Origin of the sequence: Paenibacillus sp. PastM-3, assembly GCF_029893965.1 — a bacterium.
Classification (GTDB): Bacteria; Bacillota; Bacilli; order Paenibacillales; family Paenibacillaceae; genus Paenibacillus_AQ.
In genome coordinates, this window is the sequence record NZ_JARXXP010000004.1 from 26,301 (window position 1) to 49,532 (window position 23,232).

Sequence of the window (23,232 nt, forward strand, 5' to 3'; positions counted from 1 at the left end):
TCTGTAATAGTGTACAAGTCATAGATTATAGTGATAACGCATACAACGTTAATATGCCCGAAAAAGGAATCACCCGACGCTGGCTCTGCCAGCCTCTTTTTATCCAGCTTAGTTTTTAGAGTAGAGTATATAGCCGGGTGTGCCGCCTTTCCTTGACCGCAGGGGAGGCTTCTATTATAGTGGGTACGTAGGATTAACTATTTTAGCATAGAAAAAGGTGGCTTGTTACATGTCTGAGAATATCTACGTTGGCGTGGATTTAGGTGGAACCACGATTAAGGTTGGAATCTGCAATGCCGAGGGAACCCTGCTGCACACTTACGAGGGGCCTACGGGGACTGCAGATGGCGTCGATGCCGTTATCGATAACATCGAGAAGTATGTGCGCCTGATTGTGGAAGAATCCCCGTACTCCTGGGAACAGCTTGCCGGTGTGGGAGCAGGCCTTGCCGGATTTACGAATATTCGTGAAGGAATCATCATTCTTGCGCCTAACATAGGATTTAGAGATGTGCCGATCCGTTCCATCCTGGAAGGACGCCTTAACAAGCCTGTCAAAATAGACAATGATGCCAATGTGGCTGCGCTGGGTGAAGCCTGGAGCGGTGCAGGCCGCGGCATTGAGAACTGTGTCTGCTATACACTGGGAACCGGTGTGGGCGGCGGTATTATCATTAACGGCAAGGTATACCAGGGCTTCGGCGGTCTGGCCGGAGAGCTGGGCCATATCTCGGTTGTGCCTGATCTGGAAGCCATTCAATGCGGCTGCGGCAATATGGGCTGCCTGGAGACCGTATCCTCGGCCACCGGCATTATCCGTATGGCTAACGACGCTGTAGCACGCGGAGACCGTACTTCGCTCTCTACTGTGGAGAAGATTGCAGCGAAGGAAGTATTCGATGCTGCAAAAGCCGGCGACGAAGTCGCGCTGCGCATTGTTAACCGTGCCGCATTTTACCTGGGCAAGTCCATGGCGGCAGTTGCTGCCGTGCTGAATCCTGAAGTTTTTATCGTCGGCGGGGGAGTATCCAAGGCAGGCGACATTCTGTTTGATGAGGTGCGCCGTGTGTTTGCCAAGCTGGCTCCAGAGCCGCTGCAGAAGGGCGTTACCATCGTTCCTGCGGAGCTTGGAAATGATGCCGGCATTATTGGTGCGGCGGGTCTCTTGCTGCGTTCTTAATAAGCGGGACTTATTCATATACTAATCTTAGGGAGGGAACGCTCTCATGACCGAATTGGAGCACTCCGAAACGGCCGGCGCCACCCTGATCATTATTACAGGCATGTCAGGCGCAGGCAAAACAATAGCTGTTCAGAGTTTGGAAGACCTTGGTTTTTTCTGTGTGGATAATCTGCCGCCGGTGCTGATACCGAAATTTGCTGAACTGATTGAGCAGTCCAAAGGCAAGATCGCCAAAGTGGCACTCGTTATTGATTTGCGGGGACGGGAATTTTTTACGGCGCTTTCTGAATCACTGACCTATATCAAAAATGAGTCAACGATCGGCTGCGAAATTCTTTTCCTCGATGCTACGGACTCCGTGCTTGTGCAGCGTTATAAGGAGAGCCGCCGACATCATCCGCTGGCCCCCAAGGGGATGCCGCTTGACGGCATCCGCCTGGAGCGCCAGATGCTGGATGAGCTGAAGAATTCGGCTACCTTGTGTCTTGACACAAGCAGTATGAAGCCAGCCCAGCTGAAGGAGAAGATTGTCTCCAGATTTTCTCATCTTGGCAAAAGCACACTCTCCGTTAATATTACTTCGTTTGGATTCAAGTATGGTATTCCGATTGATGCAGACCTCGTGTTTGATGTCCGCTTTTTGCCGAATCCGCATTATGTGGATCAACTGCGGCCCAAGACCGGCCAAGACAGCGATGTATATGACTATGTAATGAAATGGCCCGAAACGCAGGCTTTTCTGACCAAGCTGCTGGATATGCTCCACTTCCTGATTCCCCAGTACCGCAAAGAGGGCAAGTCCCAGATTATTATCGGCATTGGCTGTACCGGCGGCAAACACCGTTCAGTCGCCATATCCGAGTATCTGGGTAAAATGCTGGGAGTCAGCGAGACGGAGACGGTAGCGGTCAGCCATCGGGATTCCGAGCGTGACCGGCATTGACGAGAGAAGGGGTCTAAGTGTCCGAAGAACAAGAGAAACGTCCGCGGATCGTCGTTATGGGCGGCGGCACAGGACTTTCTGTTATGCTTCGCGGTTTGAAAGAGAAGCCGCTTGATATTACAGCAATTGTAACTGTGGCAGATGACGGAGGCAGCTCCGGTATTCTGCGCAGTGAGCTGCAGATGCCGCCTCCCGGCGATATCCGCAACGTGCTGACAGCCATGGCGGATGTAGAGCCGCTGATGGCGCAGATTATGAGATACCGCTTCAGCAGTGGAGAAGGACTTGCCGGGCATAGTCTCGGCAATCTCATTCTCGCGGCGCTTACCGATATCTCGGGTGATTTTGTGACTGCGGTGCGGGAGCTGAGCCGGTTGTTCGCTGTCCGCGGGCGTGTATTGCCCGCCGCCGGTGAAGCGGTGGTGCTGCATGCCGAGATGGTTGATGGTACCATTGTTACGGGTGAGTCCAAAATACCCGAGGCCGGCGGCCGGATCAAACGGGTGTTTTTGGAGCCTGCAGATGTGGAACCGCTGCCGGAGGCGCTGGAGGCGATCCGTGGTGCTGACGCCATCCTATGCGGTCCGGGCAGCCTGTACACCAGTATCCTGCCCAACCTGCTGGTGCCTAAGCTGGCGGAGGCTGTTGTAGAATCGGATGCGATCAAAATCTTCGTCTGCAATGTAATGACCCAGCCGGGCGAGACGGACAACTATACCGTCAGCGATCATCTCCAGGCCGTATATGATCATGTCGGGCTGCATTTGTTCGATTATGTGATTGTTAACGACGGGGAGATCCCGGAGCAGGTACAGGTCAAATATGCCGAGAAGGGCGCACGCCCCGTGCTGCTTGACCGGGATGTGCTTGACGGCAACGGGTATAAAGTAATTGCTGATAAGCTGGTATTGTTCAAGACCTATTTGAGGCATGATACGGATAAGCTCAGCCACCATATATACCAGCTGGTGAAGGATTGGATTTCCAGATAATCAAGCTTCAATGAACATGAAAGAGGTGAGCCCCTTGTCTTTTGCGGCACTTACCAAAAAAGAGCTGACGATGGTGGAGAGCCCGCCCTGCTGCGAGAAGGCGGAGATGTCTGCGCTGATCCGGATGAACGGGTCCGTGCAGCTTTCAAGCAAAAAGGTGGTTCTGGACATCTCGACGGAGAACGCCGCGATTGCAAGGCGGGTATATTCTTTGCTTAAGAAATATTACCAGGTCCATATCGAGCTGCTCGTGCGTAAAAAAATGCGTTTGAAGAAAAATAACGTCTATATTGTCCGAATCCCCAGCCGGGTACAGGAGATCCTGAAGGACCTGCGGATTGTATCCGAGGGCTTCATCTTCAATGACGGAATTGACGAGGAAATCGTCAGAAAAAACTGCTGCAAACGGGCTTATCTCCGCGGAGCCTTCATGGCCGGCGGGTCGGTAAACAATCCCGAGGGCTCGTCCTATCATTTGGAAATCGCTTCCATGTATGAAGAGCACTGCAAAGCGCTGGTGGATCTGGCTGGTGAATTTCACCTGAACGCCCGCTGCATAGAGCGCAAAAAAGGCTTTATCCTATACATTAAGGAAGGCGAGAAGATCATCGAGTTCCTGAACCTGATCGGTGCGCACCAGGCGCTGTTCAAATTTGAGGATGTGCGGATTATGCGCGACATGCGCAACTCCGTAAACCGCATCGTCAACTGCGAAACGGCCAACCTGAACAAAACGATCAGTGCGGCTGTCCGGCAGATTGAGAACATCAAGCTGCTGCAGCGTGAGGTGGGGCTGGAGAGCCTCCCGGATAAGCTGCGCGAGGTCGCTGAAATCAGGCTGGCACACCCGGACATCAACCTGAAGGAAGTCGGTGAGATGCTGAAGGGGAACGTCAGTAAATCGGGAGTAAACCACCGTTTACGCAAAATTGATGAGCTGGCAGAGAAAGTCCGCGGCGGCTAATTATTTTTTTTCTAGTGTGGATGCGGTTATAATGATATAATATTATAAAATTAATGTGAAATTTTTGGGCAGATCTCAAATAGGGGGTAAGCGTTTCATGACAAAGCACCCGGTAGTTGTTCGGTTGAAGACGGGGCTCCACGCTCGGCCGGCAGCATTGTTCGTGCAAGAAGCCAACAAGTTTTCGTCGGAGATTTTCGTGGAAAAAGACGATAAAAAAGTTAACGCCAAAAGCATCATGGGCATTATGAGCCTGGCGATTAGTTCCGGCACGGAGATTTATATCAGCGCGGATGGCGCCGATGCGGATCAGGCTGTAACCGCTTTGACAAGTCTTGTCAGCAAGGAAGAGCTGGAAAACCAATAGGTTTCCTCCTTGCTTACGATGTAGTTACAAAAAGCCCCTAACGGGGCTTTTTTTACTTTTACGAAAAAATGTTTTTGAGATGCGCATATGAATGCAACTTTTACCAAAGAGGCCCGTCTAGAGGATACCAAACAAATAAAGGATCTGAAAGGGGAAGTTAAGCATGAAGAAATGGGGCAAATCACTTGGAGCGGTACTGCTGGCAGGAAGTTTAATTGTTGGAGGAATGGGGCTGAGCAGTGTGTTCAAAGGACCTGAAAAGGCTTACGCCGCTGAAGAAATCACCCGCAATATCGTCAGCGTAACAGGTAAGGGCGAGTTGTCGATCAAGCCGGATATCGTCTATCTGTCGATCGGAGCGAATTCATCTGCGGCAACGGCGCAGGAAGCGCAGAAGGCCAATGCAGCCAAAATTGCCAAAGTCACGGCACTGCTCAAAACAACCTGGGGAATCGCCGATAAGGACATCCAAAGCACCCAGTTCAGCGTTCAGCCTAACTACACTTACAGCGAAAAGGACGGACAGCAGGTAAAAGGCTACATCGCACAGCACACACTGCAGGTGGCTTACCGTGACCTGACCAAGGTTGGAGCACTGCTCGATGCTGCTTCGGCTGCAGGCGCGAACAACATTGGCAGCGCACAGTTTGCGATTGAAGATCCTTCCGCTTTTGAAGCACAGGTTATCGAAAAGGCTATGGCTAATGCGGATGTAAAGGCTGCAGCTATCGCCAAAGCGGCAAAACGCAGCCTGGGCCAGGTTGTTACTGTTACCCAGAACGATGTAGGCAATAACCCTGTGTACTACATGGAAAATGCGGCAATGAGCAAGGCAGCTGCAGATACTGCCGGAGGCACTTCGGTTGAACCGGGCCAGGTTAAGGTTACTACCCAGCTCAGCGTAGTATATGAATTGAAATAGGAAATGGAATAACGGGACCCTGCTTCTGCCGTCAATGGCGTAGCGGGGTTTTTTTAGCTAATCAGACGCTTTGGGGTAGAAATTCTCTCATTTTGTTTAAGGAAAGGTAACAAGACCCTTTAAATATGCTGTAAATGCTTAAGAAACTGTAAGGGAATTTGTAACAATCACGGCAGCCGTACTCTCTATAATAAGAGGAGTGGACCAGGGGCCAGGCTTTCCGGGTCTCAGAGGGAACAACAAGTCAATCATCGTACCTGCGGAAGGAGAAATCGGCATGAATATTATACTTAAGGAACAAGCGCGCAAATGGGGAACGGGAATCATAGCGGCAAGCCTGCTGCTCGGAGGTGGAGTGCTGTCAGCAGGAGCCGCTCAAGCAGCACCGGCTGCAGTACAGGCTAAGACGGCCCAGTCAACGGTAGTGCTGAAATGGAACGGCAGCATTACGCAGCAGACCGGCATTTTCAGCGGGGGCAAGGTCTGGGTACCCGTCAGCTTCCTGCGTGATACACTGGGTATGCCCGTGACCTATGATAAAGCGGATAAGACCTATTCCATCGGCAAAGGCAACACGCTGACCAAACTGATGGTTTCGGATTACAGCATAGCTATTTCTGTAAACAATTATTTTCTGGGCGACTATGAAGCCAAAAATATAAATAATCGGCTGTATGTACCGTTTGACCTGATGACGGATTATTTGGGCTTTCAGGGCGACTGGAGCGCAGCTACCGGCCGTCTGAACGTAATGAAACAGAAGCAAAATGCCATTACAATTACTACCGAGAGCTTCATCAAGGAGTCAGAGAACGCTCCGATTAAGCTGGATTACCCGCAGGTGAGCGGGCTGGCTAATGCAGCGGCACAGAAGTCGATCAATGATACGATCAAGCAGCTTGTCCTTAATTATGCGGCAGATGCCGAGAAACAGATCGCAAACAGGTCGGAGGATGACCGGCCTTATGAGTTCCAGGGCGGATATGTAGTTACGTACAATAAGGACGGGGTACTCAGTCTGGTTACAGAGCAGTACGGATACACAGGCGGAGCGCACGGAATGACCTACCGCAATGCCTTTACTTTCTCGCTGAAGGACGGTAAACGCCTGCTGATCGGTGATCTGCTGAAGGCCAACCCGAATTATAAAAAAGAGCTGAACACCAAGCTGTCTAAGCGGATTAAGGCTGAGGGCGGCTACCTCGGCGGATTTACCGGACTGAACACAGAGAAATATTTTTATTTAAAAGAAGGCAAGCTAGTCGTGTTCTTCCAGCTGTATGAATACACCGCATATGCTTCGGGGTTCCCGCAGTTCGACTTTACCTTCAAGGAATTGCTGCCGGATGGGAGCAGTCCATTCGCAGCTTTTAAATAAAGGCTTAGTCTGCACCTCCTGCCGTTACGGGGCGCTTCTCCTGTTCATAAGCTGTAGAAAGTACCGCTAACAGGAGGGAGGAAGATAAGGATGAGCTATCAGTATACGGCTATTGGGGACTCCCTGACGACAGGCTTCGGGGCACTGCCCGGGAACGGGTTCGTACCGGTCTACCGGCGAATGGCGGAGGCCCGTCTGAGAACGCCAATCCGGCTGACCAACCTTGGTGTAAACGGATTGACTACGGACGGTCTGGAGCAGCGGCTGAAGGGCGATTATAATGTCCGCCTGGCCGTACAGGAGGCTGACCTGATAACAATCTCCATTGGCGGCAATGACCTGATCAAAGCTGCCAAGGCTGCCGGCAGCCGTCCCGGCGATCTGTCACCGCTGCTGCAGAAGGCTCTGCGCGGCTGCAAGCGGAATATCAATGATATCATGGGTACGCTGTCACAGCTTAAGGCCGGCATGAGTAAGCCATACATCATCCGGATTGTCGGACTGTACAATCCCTATCCGCAGATAGATGAAGCTACGGAATGGGTCCGGCAGTTCAACCGGTATACTGCCGGCTACAGCAGCCGGGTTTGCGGATTTGCCTCTATTTACAATGAGTTTGCCGGCAATGAGCGCGGCTTATTGTTTCTTGACCATATCCATCCTAACAGCAGGGGCTACCGGGTTATTGCCGGCAAGCTGGACGGTCTGGGGTACAGGTGGCTGGGTTAAATTTATACGGGTTCGGATCGGAATATCTATAAGAATGTAAAAAAAAGGCTGCCGGGACTCAAGGGTCCCGGCAGCCTTCTGTGCTGTTATTCAGCTTACACGCCGGCTGGCAGTGTCTTCTCAATAACTTTATCGACGATACCGTACTCGGCTGCATCAGCAGCACTCATGAAGTAATCGCGGTCTGTATCCTTCTCAATGCGTTCCAGCGGCTGGCCGGTACGCTCGGAAAGGATGCGGTTCAGCTTGTCGCGCAGCTTCAGGATGCGGCGGGCACGGATTTCGATATCCGTTGCCTGGCCCTGAGCACCGCCCAGCGGCTGGTGAATCATAATTTCGCTGTTCGGCAGCGCGAAGCGCTTGCCCTTGGCACCGGCGTTCAGCAGGAAGGCTCCCATGGAAGCTGCCATACCCACACAGATCGTGGATACATCCGGTTTGATGTATTGCATTGTATCAAAGATAGCCATACCGGCTGTGATCGAACCGCCCGGGCTGTTGATGTACAGGTGAATGTCTTTGTCCGGGTCTTCGGCAGCCAGGAACAGCATTTGTGCGATGATGGAATTGGCTACCACGTCATTAACATCCGTTCCAAGGAAAATAATGCGGTCCTTCAGCAGGCGGGAATAGATGTCATAAGCGCGTTCGCCGCGGTTGCTCTGTTCTACTACCATTGGAATATAACTCACGTGTAAAACCTCCTTGAATGGGTTCTTCGGAATGTGTTCATTTTTTACTGTTACCGTATTAACCACATGATAAACAAAATCAAACAAAAAGTCAAAGAAAGTCAAACTTAGTTTTTAAAAAAAAGAGCCATCAATCGGCTCTTTGGTTAATTAACAGTAGGACTACTGCTAAATTATGTACAAATATCAAAATAATGGCGCGCCCGCCAAGAATCGAACTTGGATCTCAGGCTTCGGAGGCCTACGTCATATCCATTGGACCACGGGCGCAACAGAATTTATTATAATACATGAAGTCAGAAATTGCAATAAACATTAAATAAACATTAAAGGCGTCCTTTAAAATAACTTTATATGCTTTTTAAAATTCCCATTTCCCGCTTGTTCACTAGAGGGAACACAGGCTGTTTAGGCTGTGCCCAAGGGGATTCAAGTCTCTTACACCCTGTGACAGATGTATAAGATGAAAGGCGGTTGAGAATTATACTTTCGGATGACTTGCACTCCGCGTAATATTTGGTTAGAATATGTGTGGGACTTAAAAAGTTAACCCGGGACATTTTGAGACCACGAACAAGGGAATAGAGAAAGACGAAGTTGCAGGAGTGAAAGCATGCGCAATTTATTGGAAATCCAAAAGCAGCTTCTGCCGGATCTCATGGAAACCCTTAAGAGACGTTACACGATTCTACATCAGATCATGCTGTCCGATATTATTGGGCGCAGAACACTGGCCGCGTCGCTGGATATGACCGAGCGTGTGCTGCGTGCCGAGACGGATCTTCTGAAATCGCAAGGGCTCATTGAGATCGAGAGTGTCGGCATGCGCATTAGCGATGCCGGTCGCAGAACGCTTGACCTGCTGGAGCCGATCGCCAAGAGCCTGTTCGGTCTGGATGATCTGGAAGAGAAGATCCGCTCAACGTATGATCTTAGTAAAGTTATTATCGTGCCTGGGGATTGTGAATCATCTCCGTTCACCAAACGTGAGCTGGGACGTGCAGGCGCCAAGGCCTTTCTCGGTGTACTGCGCGGTGACGACACCATTGCCGTGACAGGCGGCTCTACACTGGCTGAGATGGCCGATCAGCTGACCCTGCCTTTATCCGCCTCCTATAAGAATGCATGGGTTGTCCCTGCACGCGGAGGGCTGGGAGAGAGCATGGAGATTCAGGCCAATACGATTGCTTCTACCATGGCTAAGCGGATCGGAGCGAATTACCGTCTGCTGCATGTGCCGGATCTGCTCAGCGAGGAAGCCTACCAGTCGCTGGGGCATGACTCGAATATCGGGGAGATTGTACAAATTATCCGCAGATCGCGTATCATTGTTCATGGGATCGGTGATGCGCTGGAAATGACCCGCCGCCGCAGGCTGGATGAGACTACCGTCTCGGAGATTCAGGCCGAAGGTGCGGTTGCCGAATCGTTCGGCTATTATTTTAATGAAGCCGGCGAGGTTGTCCATACCATGCGTACGATCGGGCTCCGTTTAGAGGACATACTCCGTACAGAGGTCGTTATCGGAATCGCAGGGGGCAAACGCAAAGCCAAAGCAATCCACGCAATGCTGCGCTTCGGGCAAGAGGATATTCTGGTTATTGATGAGGCGGCTGCCGTCGAAATCGGCAAAGAAATCGACACAGAGTTGCAGCATGTGCTATAGATTCCAGCATATGGGGAGCTTTCGCAGTTATTTTGCATTATACTTAACATTGTTGTCTTGACGAGCTTCACGGCTTGTCTTGAATAAATAAAACGAAATCTAGGAGGAACTATTCAATGAGTGTAAAAGTTGGTATTAACGGTTTTGGACGTATTGGACGCCTTGCATTCCGCCGTATTCAAAATGTAGAAGGTATCGAAGTGGTAGCAATCAACGACTTGACTGACGCTAAGATGCTTGCTCATTTGCTTAAATATGATACAACTCAAGGTAAATTCCAGGGAGACGTTGAAGTTCATGACGGATTCTTCAAAGTAAACGGTAAAGAAGTTAAGGTTCTTGCGAACCGTAACCCGGAAGAACTGCCTTGGGGCGACCTCGGCGTAGACATCGTTCTGGAGTGCACAGGCTTCTTCACAACTAAAGAAGCTGCTGAAAAGCACCTTAAAGGCGGAGCTAAAAAAGTAGTTATCTCTGCTCCAGCTACAGGCGACATGAAAACTGTTGTTTACAACGTTAACCATGACATCCTTGATGGTTCCGAAACAGTTATCTCCGGCGCATCTTGCACAACCAACTGCCTGGCTCCAATGGCAAAAGTCCTGAACGACAAGTTCGGTGTGGTTGAAGGCCTGATGACTACAATCCACGCTTACACTGGCGACCAGAACACTCTTGATGCTCCACACGCTAAAGGTGACTTCAGACGCGCTCGTGCAGCTGCTGAGAACATCATCCCTAACACTACCGGTGCTGCAAAAGCAATCGGTCTGGTAATTCCAGAACTGAAAGGCAAACTTGACGGAGCAGCACAACGCGTGCCTGTTGCTACAGGTTCCCTGACTGAGCTGGTTACTGTTCTTGAAAAATCCGTAACTGTTGAAGAAATCAACGCAGCAATGAAGGAAGCTTCCGATCCAGAAACTTACGGCTACACTGAAGATGAAATCGTATCTTCCGACATCAAGGGCATGACTTTCGGTTCCCTGTACGATGCAACACAAACCAAAGTCCTGACTGTTGGCGACAAACAACTGGTTAAAACGGTTGCTTGGTACGACAACGAAATGTCCTACACTGCACAGCTGGTTCGCACTTTGGAACACTTCGCAAAACTGGCTAAGTAAGACCGGCTTAACATAAGCAGCATCTATAGAGCGGAAACAGAAGTTCCTTGTTTCCGCTCTTTCTAAATTTGGGTGTGGAGGAAGACTAATCATGAACAAAAAAAGCGTCCGTGATGTAGAAGTAGCAGGCAAACGCGTATTCGTACGCGTCGATTTCAACGTTCCAGTGGAAGACGGCAAGATCACCGATGATACCCGTATCCGCGAAACCCTTCCAACGATTAAATACCTGATCGAAAACGGTGCAAAGGTCATTCTGGCCAGCCATATGGGCCGTCCGAAAGGTCAATTCGTTGATTCCATGCGTCTTACCGTTGCTGCTGAGCGTCTGTCCGAGCTGCTCGGTAAACCGGTAGCCAAAGCTGATGAAGCTATCGGCGAAGCTGTTAAAGCGCAAATCGCTGAGCTGAACGACGGCGACGTGCTTGTGCTTGAGAATGTCCGTTTCTATCCGGGCGAAGAGAAGAACGATCCTGAACTGGCTAAGCAGTTCGCTGAACTGGCTGACCTGTTCGTTAATGACGCGTTCGGCGCGGCTCACCGTGCCCATGCTTCTACTGAAGGTATCGCTCACTTCCTGCCGGCCGTATCCGGTCTTCTGATGGAGAAGGAATTGTCCGTACTGGGCAAAGCCCTCTCGAACCCTGAGCGTCCTTTCACTGCCATCATCGGCGGTTCCAAGGTTAAGGACAAAATCGACGTTATCGACAACCTCTTGAACCTGGCTGACAACGTTCTGATCGGCGGCGGCCTTTCTTATACATTCACCAAAGCTCAAGGCTATGAAATCGGTAAATCGCTGGTAGACAACGATAAAATCGATGTTGCGCTCGGATTCATCGAGAAGGCTAAGAAACTGGGCAAAAACTTCCTGCTTCCGGTTGACGTAGTTGTCGCTGACAAGTTCGGTGCAGATGCCAACACCAAAATTGTAGATGCAACTGACATTCCTGCTGACTGGGAAGGTCTGGACATCGGTCCTAAAACACGTGAACTGTACGCTAATATCATCAAAGATTCCAAGCTGGTTGTTTGGAACGGACCTATGGGCGTATTCGAAATCGATATCTTTGCAGAAGGAACCAAGGCTGTAGCGCAGGCTTGCGCAACAACTGAAGGTTACACTGTTATCGGTGGCGGTGATTCCGCAGCTGCAGCAGAAAAATTCCATCTGGCTGACCAAATGGATCACATCTCCACTGGCGGCGGCGCATCCCTGGAGTTCATGGAAGGTAAAGCACTTCCTGGCGTAGAAGCACTGAACGACAAGTAAGAGGCAAAGAAGGAGGCAATACAAGATTATGAGCAGAACACCTATTATCGCCGGCAACTGGAAAATGTTCAAAACCGTTCCGGAAGCTGAAGGTTTCATCGCTGAAGTTAAAGGTCAAGCAGAAGTGGAAGGCGTGGAAACTGTAATTTGCGCTCCTTTTACTAACCTGCCTGCCCTGGTAGCAGCGGTTAAAGGTACAACTATCAAAATCGGTGCACAGAACCTGCACTTCGAAGACAACGGAGCTTACACAGGCGAAATCAGCGGCGTTATGCTGAAAGACCTTGGCGTAGACTACGTTATCATCGGCCACTCCGAGCGCCGCGCTTATTTCGGCGAAACGGATGAAATTGTGAACAAAAAAATGCATGCGGCATTCCGCCACGGCATTACTCCAATCGTATGTGTCGGCGAAAAGCTTGAAGAGCGCGAAGCTGATCAGACCAAGGAAGTTTGCAAGGTTCAAACTGAAGGTGCTTTTGCCGGTCTGAGCGCTGAGCAGGCAGCTCAGGTTGTTATCGCTTATGAGCCAATCTGGGCGATCGGTACTGGTAAATCCTCCACTTCCCAAGACGCTAACGAAGTTATTGCTTACATCCGTACCCTTGTAAAAGACCTGTACGATGAAGCAACAGCTGAAGCTGTCCGTATCCAATACGGCGGCAGCGTGAAGCCTGAGAATGTAACGGAGTATATGAGTCAAAGCGACATCGACGGCGCTCTCGTCGGCGGTGCCAGCCTGCAGCCTGCTTCCTTCGTTTCACTCGTTGAGGGGGCATTGTAAGGATGTCATCTCCAAGACCTGTAGCATTAATTATCATGGACGGATTCGGATTGCGGAATACGGATGAAGGCAACGCGGTTGCCCAAGCCAATAAACCCAATTATGACCGTTACCTGAAGCAATATCCGAACACTACGCTTACCGCTTGCGGCGAAGCTGTAGGTCTGCCTGAAGGACAAATGGGCAACTCGGAAGTAGGACACCTTAACATCGGCGCAGGCCGGATCGTATACCAGGATCTTACCCGTATTGACAAGTCGATTCGTGACGGTGAGTTCTTTGAGAACGAAACGCTGGTTGCAGCTGTAAGAAGCGCCAAGTCCACCGGCAAAAAGCTCCACCTGTATGCGCTCGTATCCGACGGCGGCGTGCACAGTCACATCAATCACCTGTTCGCCATGCTCGATCTGGCCAAGAAAGAAGATATGCACGAAGTGTATATCCATGCTTTCATGGACGGACGCGACGTTGCGCCTGACAGCGGACAAAAGTTCGTTCAGGATCTGATCGCGAAGATCGAAGAAGTTGGCGTAGGTACAATTGCTACGGTATCCGGACGTTACTACGCGATGGACCGTGACAAGCGCTGGGAGCGTGTAGAGAAGGCTTACCAGGCAATGGTATATGGCGAAGGCCCTAAATATACCGATGCGCTGCAGGCCATCACTGCATCCTACCAGAATTCCGTGTATGATGAATTCGTAGAGCCTAGTGTAATCGTGGACAGCAACGACCAGCCGGTAGGGGTAGTGGAAAGCGGCGATTCCGTCGTATTCCTGAACTTCCGTCCTGACCGTGCGATCCAGCTGTCGCAGGTATTCACGAACTCCGATTTCCGCGGGTTCGACCGTGGTCCTTTGTTCCCGCAGGATCTGCACTTCGTGTGCCTGACTACGTTCAGTGAAACGGTACAGGGTTATGTAGCCTACTCGCCGAAGAACCTGGACAATACCCTGGGTGAAGTGCTTGTACAGAACAACAAGAAGCAGCTGCGTATTGCGGAAACTGAAAAGTACCCGCACGTAACCTTCTTCTTCAGCGGCGGACGCGATGAAGAGCTTCCAGGCGAAACCCGCATCCTGATTAACTCGCCAAAAGTGGCAACCTATGATCTCAAGCCTGAGATGAGCGCATACGAAGTGGCGGCGGCCTGCGTAGCAGAAATCGAAGCGGACAGACAGGATGCCATTATCTTGAACTTTGCGAACCCTGATATGGTAGGACACTCCGGCATGCTGGAGCCTACGATCAAGGCAGTTGAAGTAACGGATGAATGTGTGGGTAAAGTCGTAGATGCAGTTGTTGCCAAGGGCGGCGTTGCGATCATCATTGCCGACCACGGTAATGCCGATATGGTATTTGACGAGCAGGGACGTCCGTTCACCGCTCACACTACCAACCCGGTTCCGTTCATTGTAACCACTGAGAATGTTGTTCTGCGCGAATCCGGTATCCTTGCCGATGTAGCACCGACAATTCTGGATCTGATGGGACTTCCGCAGCCTGCGGAAATGACCGGACAATCCATGATTGCCAGCCGCAAATAAGCAGGGCTTACAGAACACTTTGCAATAACCAAAACCATTGTTAAAGGAGATTAACTTACATGACTATTATTTCTGATGTATATGCACGCGAAGTCCTTGACTCCCGCGGTAATCCTACTGTAGAGGTTGACGTTTACCTGGAATCCGGCGCTAAAGGCCGCGCTATCGTTCCTTCCGGCGCTTCCACTGGCGCTCATGAAGCTGTAGAGCTTCGTGACGGAGACAAATCCCGTTACCTGGGCAAAGGCGTTCTGAAAGCTGTTGAGAACGTAAACGAAATTATCGCTCCAGAAGTAATCGGTATGGACGCTCTTGACCAAGTGGGCATCGACAAGCTGATGATCACTCTGGACGGAACTCCTAACAAAGGCAAGCTGGGCGCTAACGCAATCCTGGCTGTATCCATGGCAGTAGCTCGTGCAGCTGCAGCAGCTCTGGATATTCCTTTGTACGTATACCTGGGCGGATTCAACGCCAAAGCACTGCCAGTACCAATGATGAACATCATCAACGGTGGTGAGCATGCTGACAACAACATCGACGTTCAAGAGTTCATGGTTCTGCCAGTAGGCGCTCCAAGCTTCAAGGAAGCTCTGCGTACAGGTGCTGAAATCTTCCACAACCTGAAATCCGTACTGCAGTCCAAAGGCCTGAACACAGCTGTAGGTGACGAAGGCGGCTTCGCTCCTAACCTTGGTTCCAACGAAGAAGCAATCACTACAATCATCGAAGCGATCGAAAAAGCCGGTTACAAACCAGGCGTTGACGTATTCCTTGGTATGGACGTTGCTTCCACTGAGTTCTACAAAGACGGTAAGTACACACTTGCTGGCGAAGGCAAATCCTACACTTCCGCTGAGTATGTTGACCTGCTGGCTTCCTGGGTTGAGAAGTACCCAATCATCACAATCGAAGACGGTATGTCCGAAGACGATTGGGATGGCTGGAAACTGCTCACTGAAAAATTGGGCGACAAAGTTCAATTGGTTGGTGATGACCTGTTCGTTACGAACACTGAGCGTCTTGCTACAGGTATCGAAAAAGGTATCGGTAACTCCATCCTGGTTAAGGTTAACCAGATTGGTACACTGACTGAAACCTTCGATGCGATCGAAATGGCTAAACGTGCAGGCTACACTGCTGTTATCTCCCACCGTTCCGGTGAGTCCGAAGACAGCACAATCGCTGACATCGCTGTTGCTACCAATGCTGGCCAGATCAAAACAGGTGCTCCTTCCCGTACTGACCGCGTTGCCAAGTACAACCAATTGCTTCGCATCGAAGACGAACTGGGTGAACTGGCTCAATACAACGGCCTGAAATCCTTCTACAACCTCAAAAGATAATTTCTTTTGATATAGCTTTAAGAGCCTGCCGGCTTCCGGCAGGCTTTTTTATGAGTTGTTAGCTGGTAGAAGGTTGTATTCGCTTTAACGCTATGATAAAATAAAAATGCTGTTTATGAATTCGTGAAATCTAAATTACCATAGATAGTGATGCTTGGACGTAGGAGGTGGAAGTGAATGGATATCTTTTTGAAAATTGTGCTCCTGGTTTTTTCCGTCGGTCTGATTGCGGTCGTTCTTCTGCAAAAAGGGAAAAGCGCGGGTCTTTCCGGTGCCATCTCCGGCGGTGCTGAGCATCTCTTCGGTAAAACCAAAGCTCGCGGTATGGAACTCGTACTGCAGCGTGTAACAGTTGCATTGGCAGCCGGATTCTTTATCATGTCAATCGTTGTTGCCATTTTTGTAGACTAAACTGCATACACTAAGCCTTCGCTCTGTTCTGAATGGAATGGGGCGGGGGCTTTTTATTTTTGGATTTTTGAGCCTGCGTTAACCTTGGGATAATCATAACAGGGATGGGCGGGATTGATTTCGTGTATACTAGGGTATGAAGTATATAGAGGTAAAATTTACTTGATGCAAGAAGAACCAAAGAGGACAAGACGTACATATTTGCCGGCAGCATACGGTGCTGCGAAAGGGCCGAGGTGACTTATTTGATAACACAGGAAATATTACTTGATTTTATGCGGGAAACCGCTTATAAGCCGCTGACTTACGATGAGCTGGTCAGCCATTTTGCGATAGAGGACAGCGCTTCGTTCAAGGCGTTTGAGGATTTGCTCTCAGAACTGGAGCAGGACGGCCGGATTGTACTGACCCGGAATAACCGTTATGGTGTGCCGGAACGGATGGATCTTTTGCGCGGACGGCTGCAGGCTCATGCTAAGGGCTTTGCTTTTCTGATTCCTGATGACCGCGATCATCCTGATGTGTATATTCATGCCAATGATCTGAAGGGTGCAATGAACGGGGATATCGTACTTATCCGTATCACCTCCAAGAGCCCTTCAGGCGGACGGATGGAAGGTGAAGTGGAACGGATCATCAAACGCGGTGTGCTGCAGACTGTCGGAGTGTTTCAGAGCCTGGAGACTTATGGTTTTGTGCTGCCCGATGATAAGCGGATTAACCGGGATATTTTCATTCCGAAGCAGTCGTTTGGCGGAGCGGTTGACGGTGAAAAGGTTGTTGTGCGCATCGTAAATTACCCGGAAGGCCGGGCAGCGGCAGAAGGCGAAGTTATTGAGATTCTCGGGCATAAGGATGACCCGGGGGTTGATATTCTTTCTGTTATCCGCAAGCATCAGCTGCCGGAGGCTTTTCCTGCTGAGGTAATGCGGGAAGCGGAGCAGGCTCCGGATTCCATTACGGAAGAAGAGATTGTACAGCAGGGCCGGCGCGATCTGCGCGGACTGAACATTGTGACGATCGATGGCGCTGATGCCAAGGACCTTGATGATGCGGTTAATGTGCAGCGTCTGGAGAACGGAAATTACAAGCTGGGCGTTCATATCGCTGACGTCGGTTATTACGTGCGTGAGGGCTCGGAGCTGGATAAGGAAGCATATGACCGGGGATGCAGCGTCTATCTGGTAGACCGGGTTATTCCGATGCTGCCGCACCGGCTGTCGAACGGGATCTGCAGTCTTAACCCCAAGGTGGACCGGCTCACCATGTCCTGTGAGATGGAGTTCAACGAGCATATGAAGGTCGTGAAGCATGATGTTTTTACGAGCGTTATCCGTACCAAAGAAAGAATGACCTATTCCGACGTCCGCAAAATTGTGGAGGATGAAGATCCGGAGCTGCTGGAGCGCTATAGCCCGCTGATCGAGGATTTTCGTCTGATGAAAGAGCTGGCGATGAAGCTGCGGGCGGCCCGGATGCGGCGCGGAGCGGTTGATTTTGACTTTGAAGAAAGCAAAATCATCGTCGATGAGACCGGCAAAGCGATTGATATCGTAAAACGCGAACGTTCCGTGGCGGAACAGATTATTGAGGAATTTATGCTGGCGGCTAACGAGACAGTGGCTGAGCATTTCCACTGGCTGAAGGTGCCGTTCCTGTACCGTATCCATGAGGACCCGGATCAGGAGAAGCTGCAGAACTTTATGGCTTTTGCCGCTAACTTCGGCTACCATGTCAAAGGCCGGGGGAATTCCATTCACCCGCGTGCCCTGCAGGATCTGCTCGAGCAGATTGAAGGGACGAAGGAGCAGACGGTGATCAGCACGATGATGCTGCGCTCGATGAAGCAGGCGAAATATGATGCCGAGAGCACGGGCCACTTTGGACTGGCTGCCGAATACTATTCCCATTTCACTTCACCAATCCGCCGTTATCCTGACCTTGTCATTCACCGTGTGATGCGTGAGGTGCTTGAGAACGGCGGGGCGCTGACCGAGAAGCGGCATGAGTATCTGGCCAGCCGGATGCCCGATATTGCCCAGCAGTCCTCCGAGCGTGAGCGCGTGGCCGTTGAAGCTGAACGTGATACCGAACAGCTGAAGAAGGCTGAGTATATGCAGGATAAGGTCGGGGAGGAGTTCGAGGCGATGGTCAGCAGTGTGACCAGCTTCGGGATGTTCATCGAGCTTGAAAATACCGTCGAAGGCCTGATCCGTCTCAGCGCTCTGACGGATGATTACTACCACTTCGACGAAGCCCATATGGCGCTGATCGGTGAGCGTACGTCCAAGGTGTTCCGCATCGGCGACGAGGTGAAGATCCGTGTCGCCAAGGTGAACATGGACGACCATACGATCGACTTTGAGCTGGTTGACATGAAGCCGCGTGCAGCGGGTGAACACCGCAGCTACGGCGGCCGTCCGGGCAAGGGCGGCGGCTTCGCCGGGGGTAAAGGCGGGCGCGGTGGCAAGGACAAGCCCGGGGCTGGCAGAGGTAAGGGCAGCGGCGCAGCAGGTGCCGCAAAGAGCTTCGGTGCCGCCGGTAAAGGCAAGGGCGGCGGCAAGCGCAAAGCCGGTGCCGTAGCTACCGGCACATGGGAGACGGCGCCGCGCAGCGAAGCGGCGCCCGGCGGAAGCGCGCCGGCGGATGCGCCTGCGCGCGGCAAGCGCGGGGGCGGCCCGGCTGAGGCCGCGCGCCGTGCTTTTGCCGCCCTGAACGGCGAAGCGGGCGGCAGCAGTGCGCCGCGTGAGCGCAGCGGCGGCGGAAGAGGCCGCGGCGGAGCGGCTGGAGGCGATGCCGCAGGGCGCGGCATCAGCTTCGGCTTCGGCTCCGGCAAGGGCGGCTACGGCGCGCCGGCTGGAGACGGCGCGGGCAGCGGCGAGCTGCGCGGGGTTGACGCGAACACCCGGTTCACGAGCCGGGAGGACCGCGGGTTTGAAAGCCGCAGCAGTGGCAGCGGCAAGGATAAGGGCCGCCGCAAGAAGAAAGGCGGCGTCTTCACTAGCCCGGCTGTCACGCCGGGCGGCCAGGGTAGCGGCAACGCGGAGAACGCCGTGCGCCGCAAGAAAAAGAAGAAGAAGTCTCAGGAATAGACTGAGACAGAGGGGCACCCGAAGCAGCTTATATGGTTGCTTCGGGCGCTTTTTTTTTGCATGCAGCTGTTGTCTGCGGATGTCTTGATCTGTACATACTGTCTGTTGTTTGCCTTCGGGAATTATTTGGCATACTTATTGTGCCGAGCTTACGTCACAACGATTCTAACGGACTCAGATGCCGTTATTCTCTGCATATTACCCTCCTGCAGCAGGTAATGGACTCCAGTGACCTTATGTGTTACTAAAGTGTGGAAATTACAGCAAACCAGCATAAATAGCGTCATCTGTGTCTGTTAGAATATCAAACTGCAGGAATATCACCCAATAAGGTCCCCTGAGTCCGTTACATGTGACCAATTGGCCCGAAATGTTAGCGTTAAGATTAATCCGGTCGATTACTGAACAATGAGTCCTCTTAAGCAGTACAATTATGCGGGAATGACCGTGTATTGAGGACAATATTAGCTTAGTCATATCGCTTTATCTAACTACCTGACATACAGTTGTCAAAATGATCTGCCGATGTTGAGCCTGTTACTAGCCGAAGCTGGAAACGTGCTTCCTTGCGTTCACCGGATCCATTTTGATACAATATAGATCTGACATTAACTCTGCTTCTTGCGGGGAATTCGATTCAAGGAGTGACTTTCATGGGTAAAAAAGCAGACGGGAAAGTGCTCGCCCAGAACAAAAAAGCTTCCCATGATTATTTTATCGAGGACACTTATGAAGCGGGTATGGTGCTGACCGGTACAGAGATCAAGTCGCTGCGTAATGGCCGCGCTAACATCGGTGATGCGTTCGCTACCATCCGTAATGGCGAGATTCATATCCATAACATGCATATCAGCCCTTTTGAGCAGGGTAACCGTTCCAATCCTGACGATCCGACGCGTACGCGTAAGCTGCTGATGCACAAGGTGCAGATCAACAAGCTGCTCGGCTTATCCAAGCAGGATGGCTACTCGATAGTGCCGCTGAAGATCTATGTGCGTAACGGCTATGCCAAGCTGCTGATCGGCCTCGGTAAAGGTAAGAAGCAATACGACAAACGCGACTCTGCCGCCAAAAAGGACGCTCAACGCGATATCCAGCGCGCGCTGCGTGAGAAGCAGAAGATCGCCAGATAAGCTGCTAACGTGTTACCGGAAGCAGGAATTCCAGATTGCTCCTTCAATTCCTTTAACCCACGTGTTAAAGTGTTGATAAATGTGCTATACTGTGTAAGTAAGATTTTTGCTTCGTGGCAGTCCTCAGGTTAGAGGCTGCAGATTGGATCTCTCTTGCTTAGAAGATCCGCTTGATCCGAAGCGCCCTTTTTAATGAGGGGCCGTTCTTGGATTCGACGGGGGTAGTTCGAGCATGAGCAGCGAGTAGTGGGGACGCGTCCGCTTCATCAACGCTAAAGCCTATTAAACGGCAAACAAAACAACAACTACGCTTTCGCAGCTTAATAACCTGTGTGCGTGCTTCTACCCTGCATCGCCCATGTGACAGGGATAGGGGCTAACAAGTAGTGGGATACGCTGTCTGGTCTCCGCCTGGGGTCAGCAGAAGAAGATAATCAGGCTGACCCAACGTATAGCCGGTTACGGGGCGATACTCGGGTGACATCAAATCCGTGACTACACTCGTAGAAACTTATGTGCCGTTATCTTCGGACAGGGGTTCGACTCCCCTCGGCTCCATATGGAGTATCAGAAAAGAGACCCTTGGGGGTCTTTTTTTCATGTTATCGTACTCGACGCGGATGGTTTATCCTCGTGGCTGTAGGGTTTCTGGATCTTCTGAGGTCGAATAAGAAATAGTTCTGACAATATGCGTGGTGGAACCACCTTATATACCTCATTTTATGCCATCTGATTATAGCTCTAAAACCGGTTTTCCTTCGGGTCAGCCTGATTATCTTCTTCTGTTTACCATAGGCTGAGACTAGACAGCCTATCCCACTGCGTGAACACAGGATTTAATATATAATTATCTATTATTAGTATTGCATGTTGTATGTTGTATGCTTCAATTGGGAGGTAATCATTTGGCACATAGTAAAAAGAAGAGACGGTTAGATGTCCCTGCTACAGGTATGAACATAATGGTATCTGCTGATTACAATGAGATGATGCAATATTCTCCATCAGAGACAGAAATAATTGCTCAATTTAAAAAAGCAAGTATAGGAAACCTCTTTCCTGCGATCTCTCGGCTAATAGCCTCATCACATATGGATGATACTGATATTGTTTTAAATGAAGTCATCATAAGGTGCTGGGAACAAGGAATACATAAAGATTATATCGAACGAATATTACATTATAAGCGACCTAATGTGTTTTTTAATAACAGGCAAATGCTATTAAATGCAGTTAAGTGGTTACTCGTTCATGCAGATGAGGTAACTTATAATGATGTGCCTGAAATAAATAACCCTAGTACATTTATGGATTGTTTCTATCTTTCCACCATGCTCTCTAGTTTCTATCAAATTCCTACAGACATGAAAATCATTGAACTTGAAAGTGTGCAAAATGGAATTTTCAATCGAAATGTTAATTATCTGCACACTGTACAAAGAAGCATTGAATGTTATTTGAATATAGCTTCTCAAAAGGACAGATTTAAAACTAAAGAGTATGTAGATATTGCGGAATTGTTTTATAACAATACTGGTGTTAGCATCAAAGCTTACTTATTTTTTATGACTGCAATTAATGCATCATTTTATCCAAGTGGCGATGTCAGAGATTTTATATGGACGAATAGAATGGTGAACGATGTTAATAAGTATATACAATATCTTGGCATAGACACGGACGAGATTCAAAACCTATTTCAAATGACGACAATCTCCATGGAGGAATTTAAGCAGAGTTTTGCAGAATCGACCTGTCATAGATGGGATTTTAATTATTTTAGGAAGAAGCCAGTTATTCGTCAAGGGGAGGTTTTCTATCCACTTGATAGTCAGTTGGTGCTTGATAATATATGGGATGGATTATATTGGAGAATTATTGATGGTTTAGGTCCAGAACTAGCAAATAAGTTTAGAATATTTATTGGTCGCATATTTGAGTTGTATTGTCACGATTTACTGGTTAATGCAGAACCATCACTAAAAATGGCTAGGTATATTCCTGAGTTTCATTATAAGTATGCAAAAAATAATTTGCTATCACCAGATGGTTTTGTTCAGTATAAAAACGATTTGATTGTATTCGATTATAAAGCTAAAAGATTAAACATGCAGACAACTCTTGTAGCTGGTAATATAGAATCGTTTGAGAAGGATATTTCTCAATTAATTATTGAACCTGCTAAGAAAATATATGCTCATCTTCAAAGGTTTATGGAGGCACCAATCGAGAATGTGCCGATTGATTTTACAAAAGTAAGGAAAATACATGCTGTGATAGTCACACAAGGTTCGCTATCGGGTGTGAAAATTGTATATGAGAGAATAGAACAGAGGCTACGCGATGAGGGCTTATATGATAGGGGCTCTTTGATTGAATGGCATCTTCTCGATGTAAATGAATTTGAGGAATTAGTGAGTTTAATGGAGCAGGGATGTAACCATGTAAATTCATTTTCACAAAAAGCTTCTTCCAGATACAGATACATTTCTTTTCATGACTATCTTGCATATGCTAGAAGACCGCATAGCCACTCCGTTACGGCTAAGAAGCGATTTCATGATTGGCTTAATTATGTAATTGCAGTTATGAAAAGCAATGCACCAAGCGAAGAATCCTGAGCTATCGGCAAAGGATGACTCAAGCGGATGGACTATACTAACACGTTGGGATGTACATTGGG

Annotated in this window: 19 protein-coding genes, 1 tRNA gene and 1 other RNA gene; 19 read left to right on the top strand and 2 right to left on the bottom strand. The window is 49.8% G+C overall.

Going from position 1 to position 23,232, the window contains the following annotated elements; translation table 11 throughout:
- The first annotated feature begins 229 nt into the window (after window positions 1–229).
- From M2108_RS09050 to M2108_RS09085, 8 genes are all read left to right on the top strand, one after another.
- Entirely contained in the window at window positions 230–1,180 is a 951-nt protein-coding gene (locus M2108_RS09050; protein WP_277468785.1) for an ROK family glucokinase, read from the top strand.
- 46 nt (window positions 1,181–1,226) lie between these two features.
- Complete coding sequence (gene rapZ / locus M2108_RS09055; protein ID WP_068721683.1) at window positions 1,227–2,126, top strand: RNase adapter RapZ; 900 nt, start codon at window positions 1,227–1,229, stop codon at window positions 2,124–2,126.
- A gap of 56 nt (window positions 2,127–2,182) precedes the next feature.
- Complete coding sequence (locus M2108_RS09060) at window positions 2,183–3,118, top strand: gluconeogenesis factor YvcK family protein (RefSeq protein ID WP_277468996.1); 936 nt, start codon at window positions 2,183–2,185, stop codon at window positions 3,116–3,118.
- A 34-nt stretch (window positions 3,119–3,152) separates the two neighbouring features.
- Window positions 3,153–4,082: a DNA-binding protein WhiA gene (whiA, locus tag M2108_RS09065; protein WP_068721687.1), complete on the top strand. Its 930-nt coding sequence runs from the start codon at window positions 3,153–3,155 to the stop codon at window positions 4,080–4,082.
- Window positions 4,083–4,179: 97 nt separating this feature from the next.
- Window positions 4,180–4,449: an HPr family phosphocarrier protein gene (locus tag M2108_RS09070; protein WP_019914358.1), complete on the top strand. Its 270-nt coding sequence runs from the start codon at window positions 4,180–4,182 to the stop codon at window positions 4,447–4,449.
- A 163-nt stretch (window positions 4,450–4,612) separates the two neighbouring features.
- Window positions 4,613–5,371, top strand: a complete 759-nt coding sequence (locus M2108_RS09075; RefSeq protein ID WP_277468786.1) for an SIMPL domain-containing protein — start codon at window positions 4,613–4,615, stop codon at window positions 5,369–5,371.
- A 277-nt stretch (window positions 5,372–5,648) separates the two neighbouring features.
- On the top strand, window positions 5,649–6,749 hold the full coding sequence (locus M2108_RS09080; protein WP_277468787.1) for a PdaC/SigV domain-containing protein: 1,101 nt from the start codon (window positions 5,649–5,651) through the stop codon (window positions 6,747–6,749).
- 90 nt (window positions 6,750–6,839) lie between these two features.
- Window positions 6,840–7,478, top strand: coding sequence for a GDSL-type esterase/lipase family protein (locus M2108_RS09085; protein WP_277468788.1), 639 nt, complete (start codon window positions 6,840–6,842; stop codon window positions 7,476–7,478).
- A 95-nt stretch (window positions 7,479–7,573) separates the two neighbouring features.
- Here the strand turns inward: M2108_RS09085 and clpP are convergent, their stop codons facing one another.
- Together clpP and M2108_RS09095 are read right to left on the bottom strand one after the other, a co-directional pair.
- Window positions 7,574–8,170, bottom strand: a complete 597-nt coding sequence (gene clpP / locus M2108_RS09090) for an ATP-dependent Clp endopeptidase proteolytic subunit ClpP (protein WP_068721693.1) — start codon at window positions 8,168–8,170, stop codon at window positions 7,574–7,576.
- Window positions 8,171–8,365: 195 nt separating this feature from the next.
- Window positions 8,366–8,440, bottom strand: a tRNA-Arg gene (locus tag M2108_RS09095).
- A 343-nt stretch (window positions 8,441–8,783) separates the two neighbouring features.
- Between M2108_RS09095 and M2108_RS09100 the strand changes: the two genes are divergently transcribed.
- From M2108_RS09100 to M2108_RS09150, 11 genes are all read left to right on the top strand, one after another.
- A complete protein-coding gene (locus M2108_RS09100; protein ID WP_221797100.1) occupies window positions 8,784–9,836 on the top strand; it encodes a sugar-binding transcriptional regulator in 1,053 nt (350 codons plus the stop codon).
- Window positions 9,837–9,952: 116 nt separating this feature from the next.
- A complete protein-coding gene (gene gap, locus M2108_RS09105) occupies window positions 9,953–10,963 on the top strand; it encodes a type I glyceraldehyde-3-phosphate dehydrogenase (protein WP_277468789.1) in 1,011 nt (336 codons plus the stop codon).
- 91 nt (window positions 10,964–11,054) lie between these two features.
- The gene (locus tag M2108_RS09110; protein ID WP_277468790.1) at window positions 11,055–12,236 is read left to right on the top strand and encodes a phosphoglycerate kinase; all 1,182 of its coding nucleotides are present in this window, start codon (window positions 11,055–11,057) and stop codon (window positions 12,234–12,236) included.
- A gap of 28 nt (window positions 12,237–12,264) precedes the next feature.
- Window positions 12,265–13,020, top strand: a complete 756-nt coding sequence (tpiA, locus tag M2108_RS09115; RefSeq protein WP_277468791.1) for a triose-phosphate isomerase — start codon at window positions 12,265–12,267, stop codon at window positions 13,018–13,020.
- Between the two features lie 2 nt (window positions 13,021–13,022).
- Entirely contained in the window at window positions 13,023–14,567 is a 1,545-nt protein-coding gene (gene gpmI, locus M2108_RS09120) for a 2,3-bisphosphoglycerate-independent phosphoglycerate mutase (protein ID WP_277468792.1), read from the top strand.
- A 59-nt stretch (window positions 14,568–14,626) separates the two neighbouring features.
- Window positions 14,627–15,913, top strand: coding sequence for a phosphopyruvate hydratase (eno, locus tag M2108_RS09125; protein ID WP_090718595.1), 1,287 nt, complete (start codon window positions 14,627–14,629; stop codon window positions 15,911–15,913).
- 177 nt (window positions 15,914–16,090) lie between these two features.
- Complete coding sequence (secG, locus tag M2108_RS09130; protein ID WP_277468793.1) at window positions 16,091–16,324, top strand: preprotein translocase subunit SecG; 234 nt, start codon at window positions 16,091–16,093, stop codon at window positions 16,322–16,324.
- A gap of 245 nt (window positions 16,325–16,569) precedes the next feature.
- Window positions 16,570–19,416: a ribonuclease R gene (gene rnr / locus M2108_RS09135; protein WP_277468997.1), complete on the top strand. Its 2,847-nt coding sequence runs from the start codon at window positions 16,570–16,572 to the stop codon at window positions 19,414–19,416.
- 653 nt (window positions 19,417–20,069) lie between these two features.
- Entirely contained in the window at window positions 20,070–20,549 is a 480-nt protein-coding gene (gene smpB, locus M2108_RS09140; protein WP_090718591.1) for an SsrA-binding protein SmpB, read from the top strand.
- Between the two features lie 196 nt (window positions 20,550–20,745).
- Window positions 20,746–21,110, top strand: a transfer-messenger RNA (tmRNA) gene (gene ssrA, locus M2108_RS09145).
- A 344-nt stretch (window positions 21,111–21,454) separates the two neighbouring features.
- Window positions 21,455–23,170, top strand: coding sequence for a hypothetical protein (locus tag M2108_RS09150; protein WP_277468794.1), 1,716 nt, complete (start codon window positions 21,455–21,457; stop codon window positions 23,168–23,170).
- Window positions 23,171–23,232 lie beyond the last annotated feature (62 nt).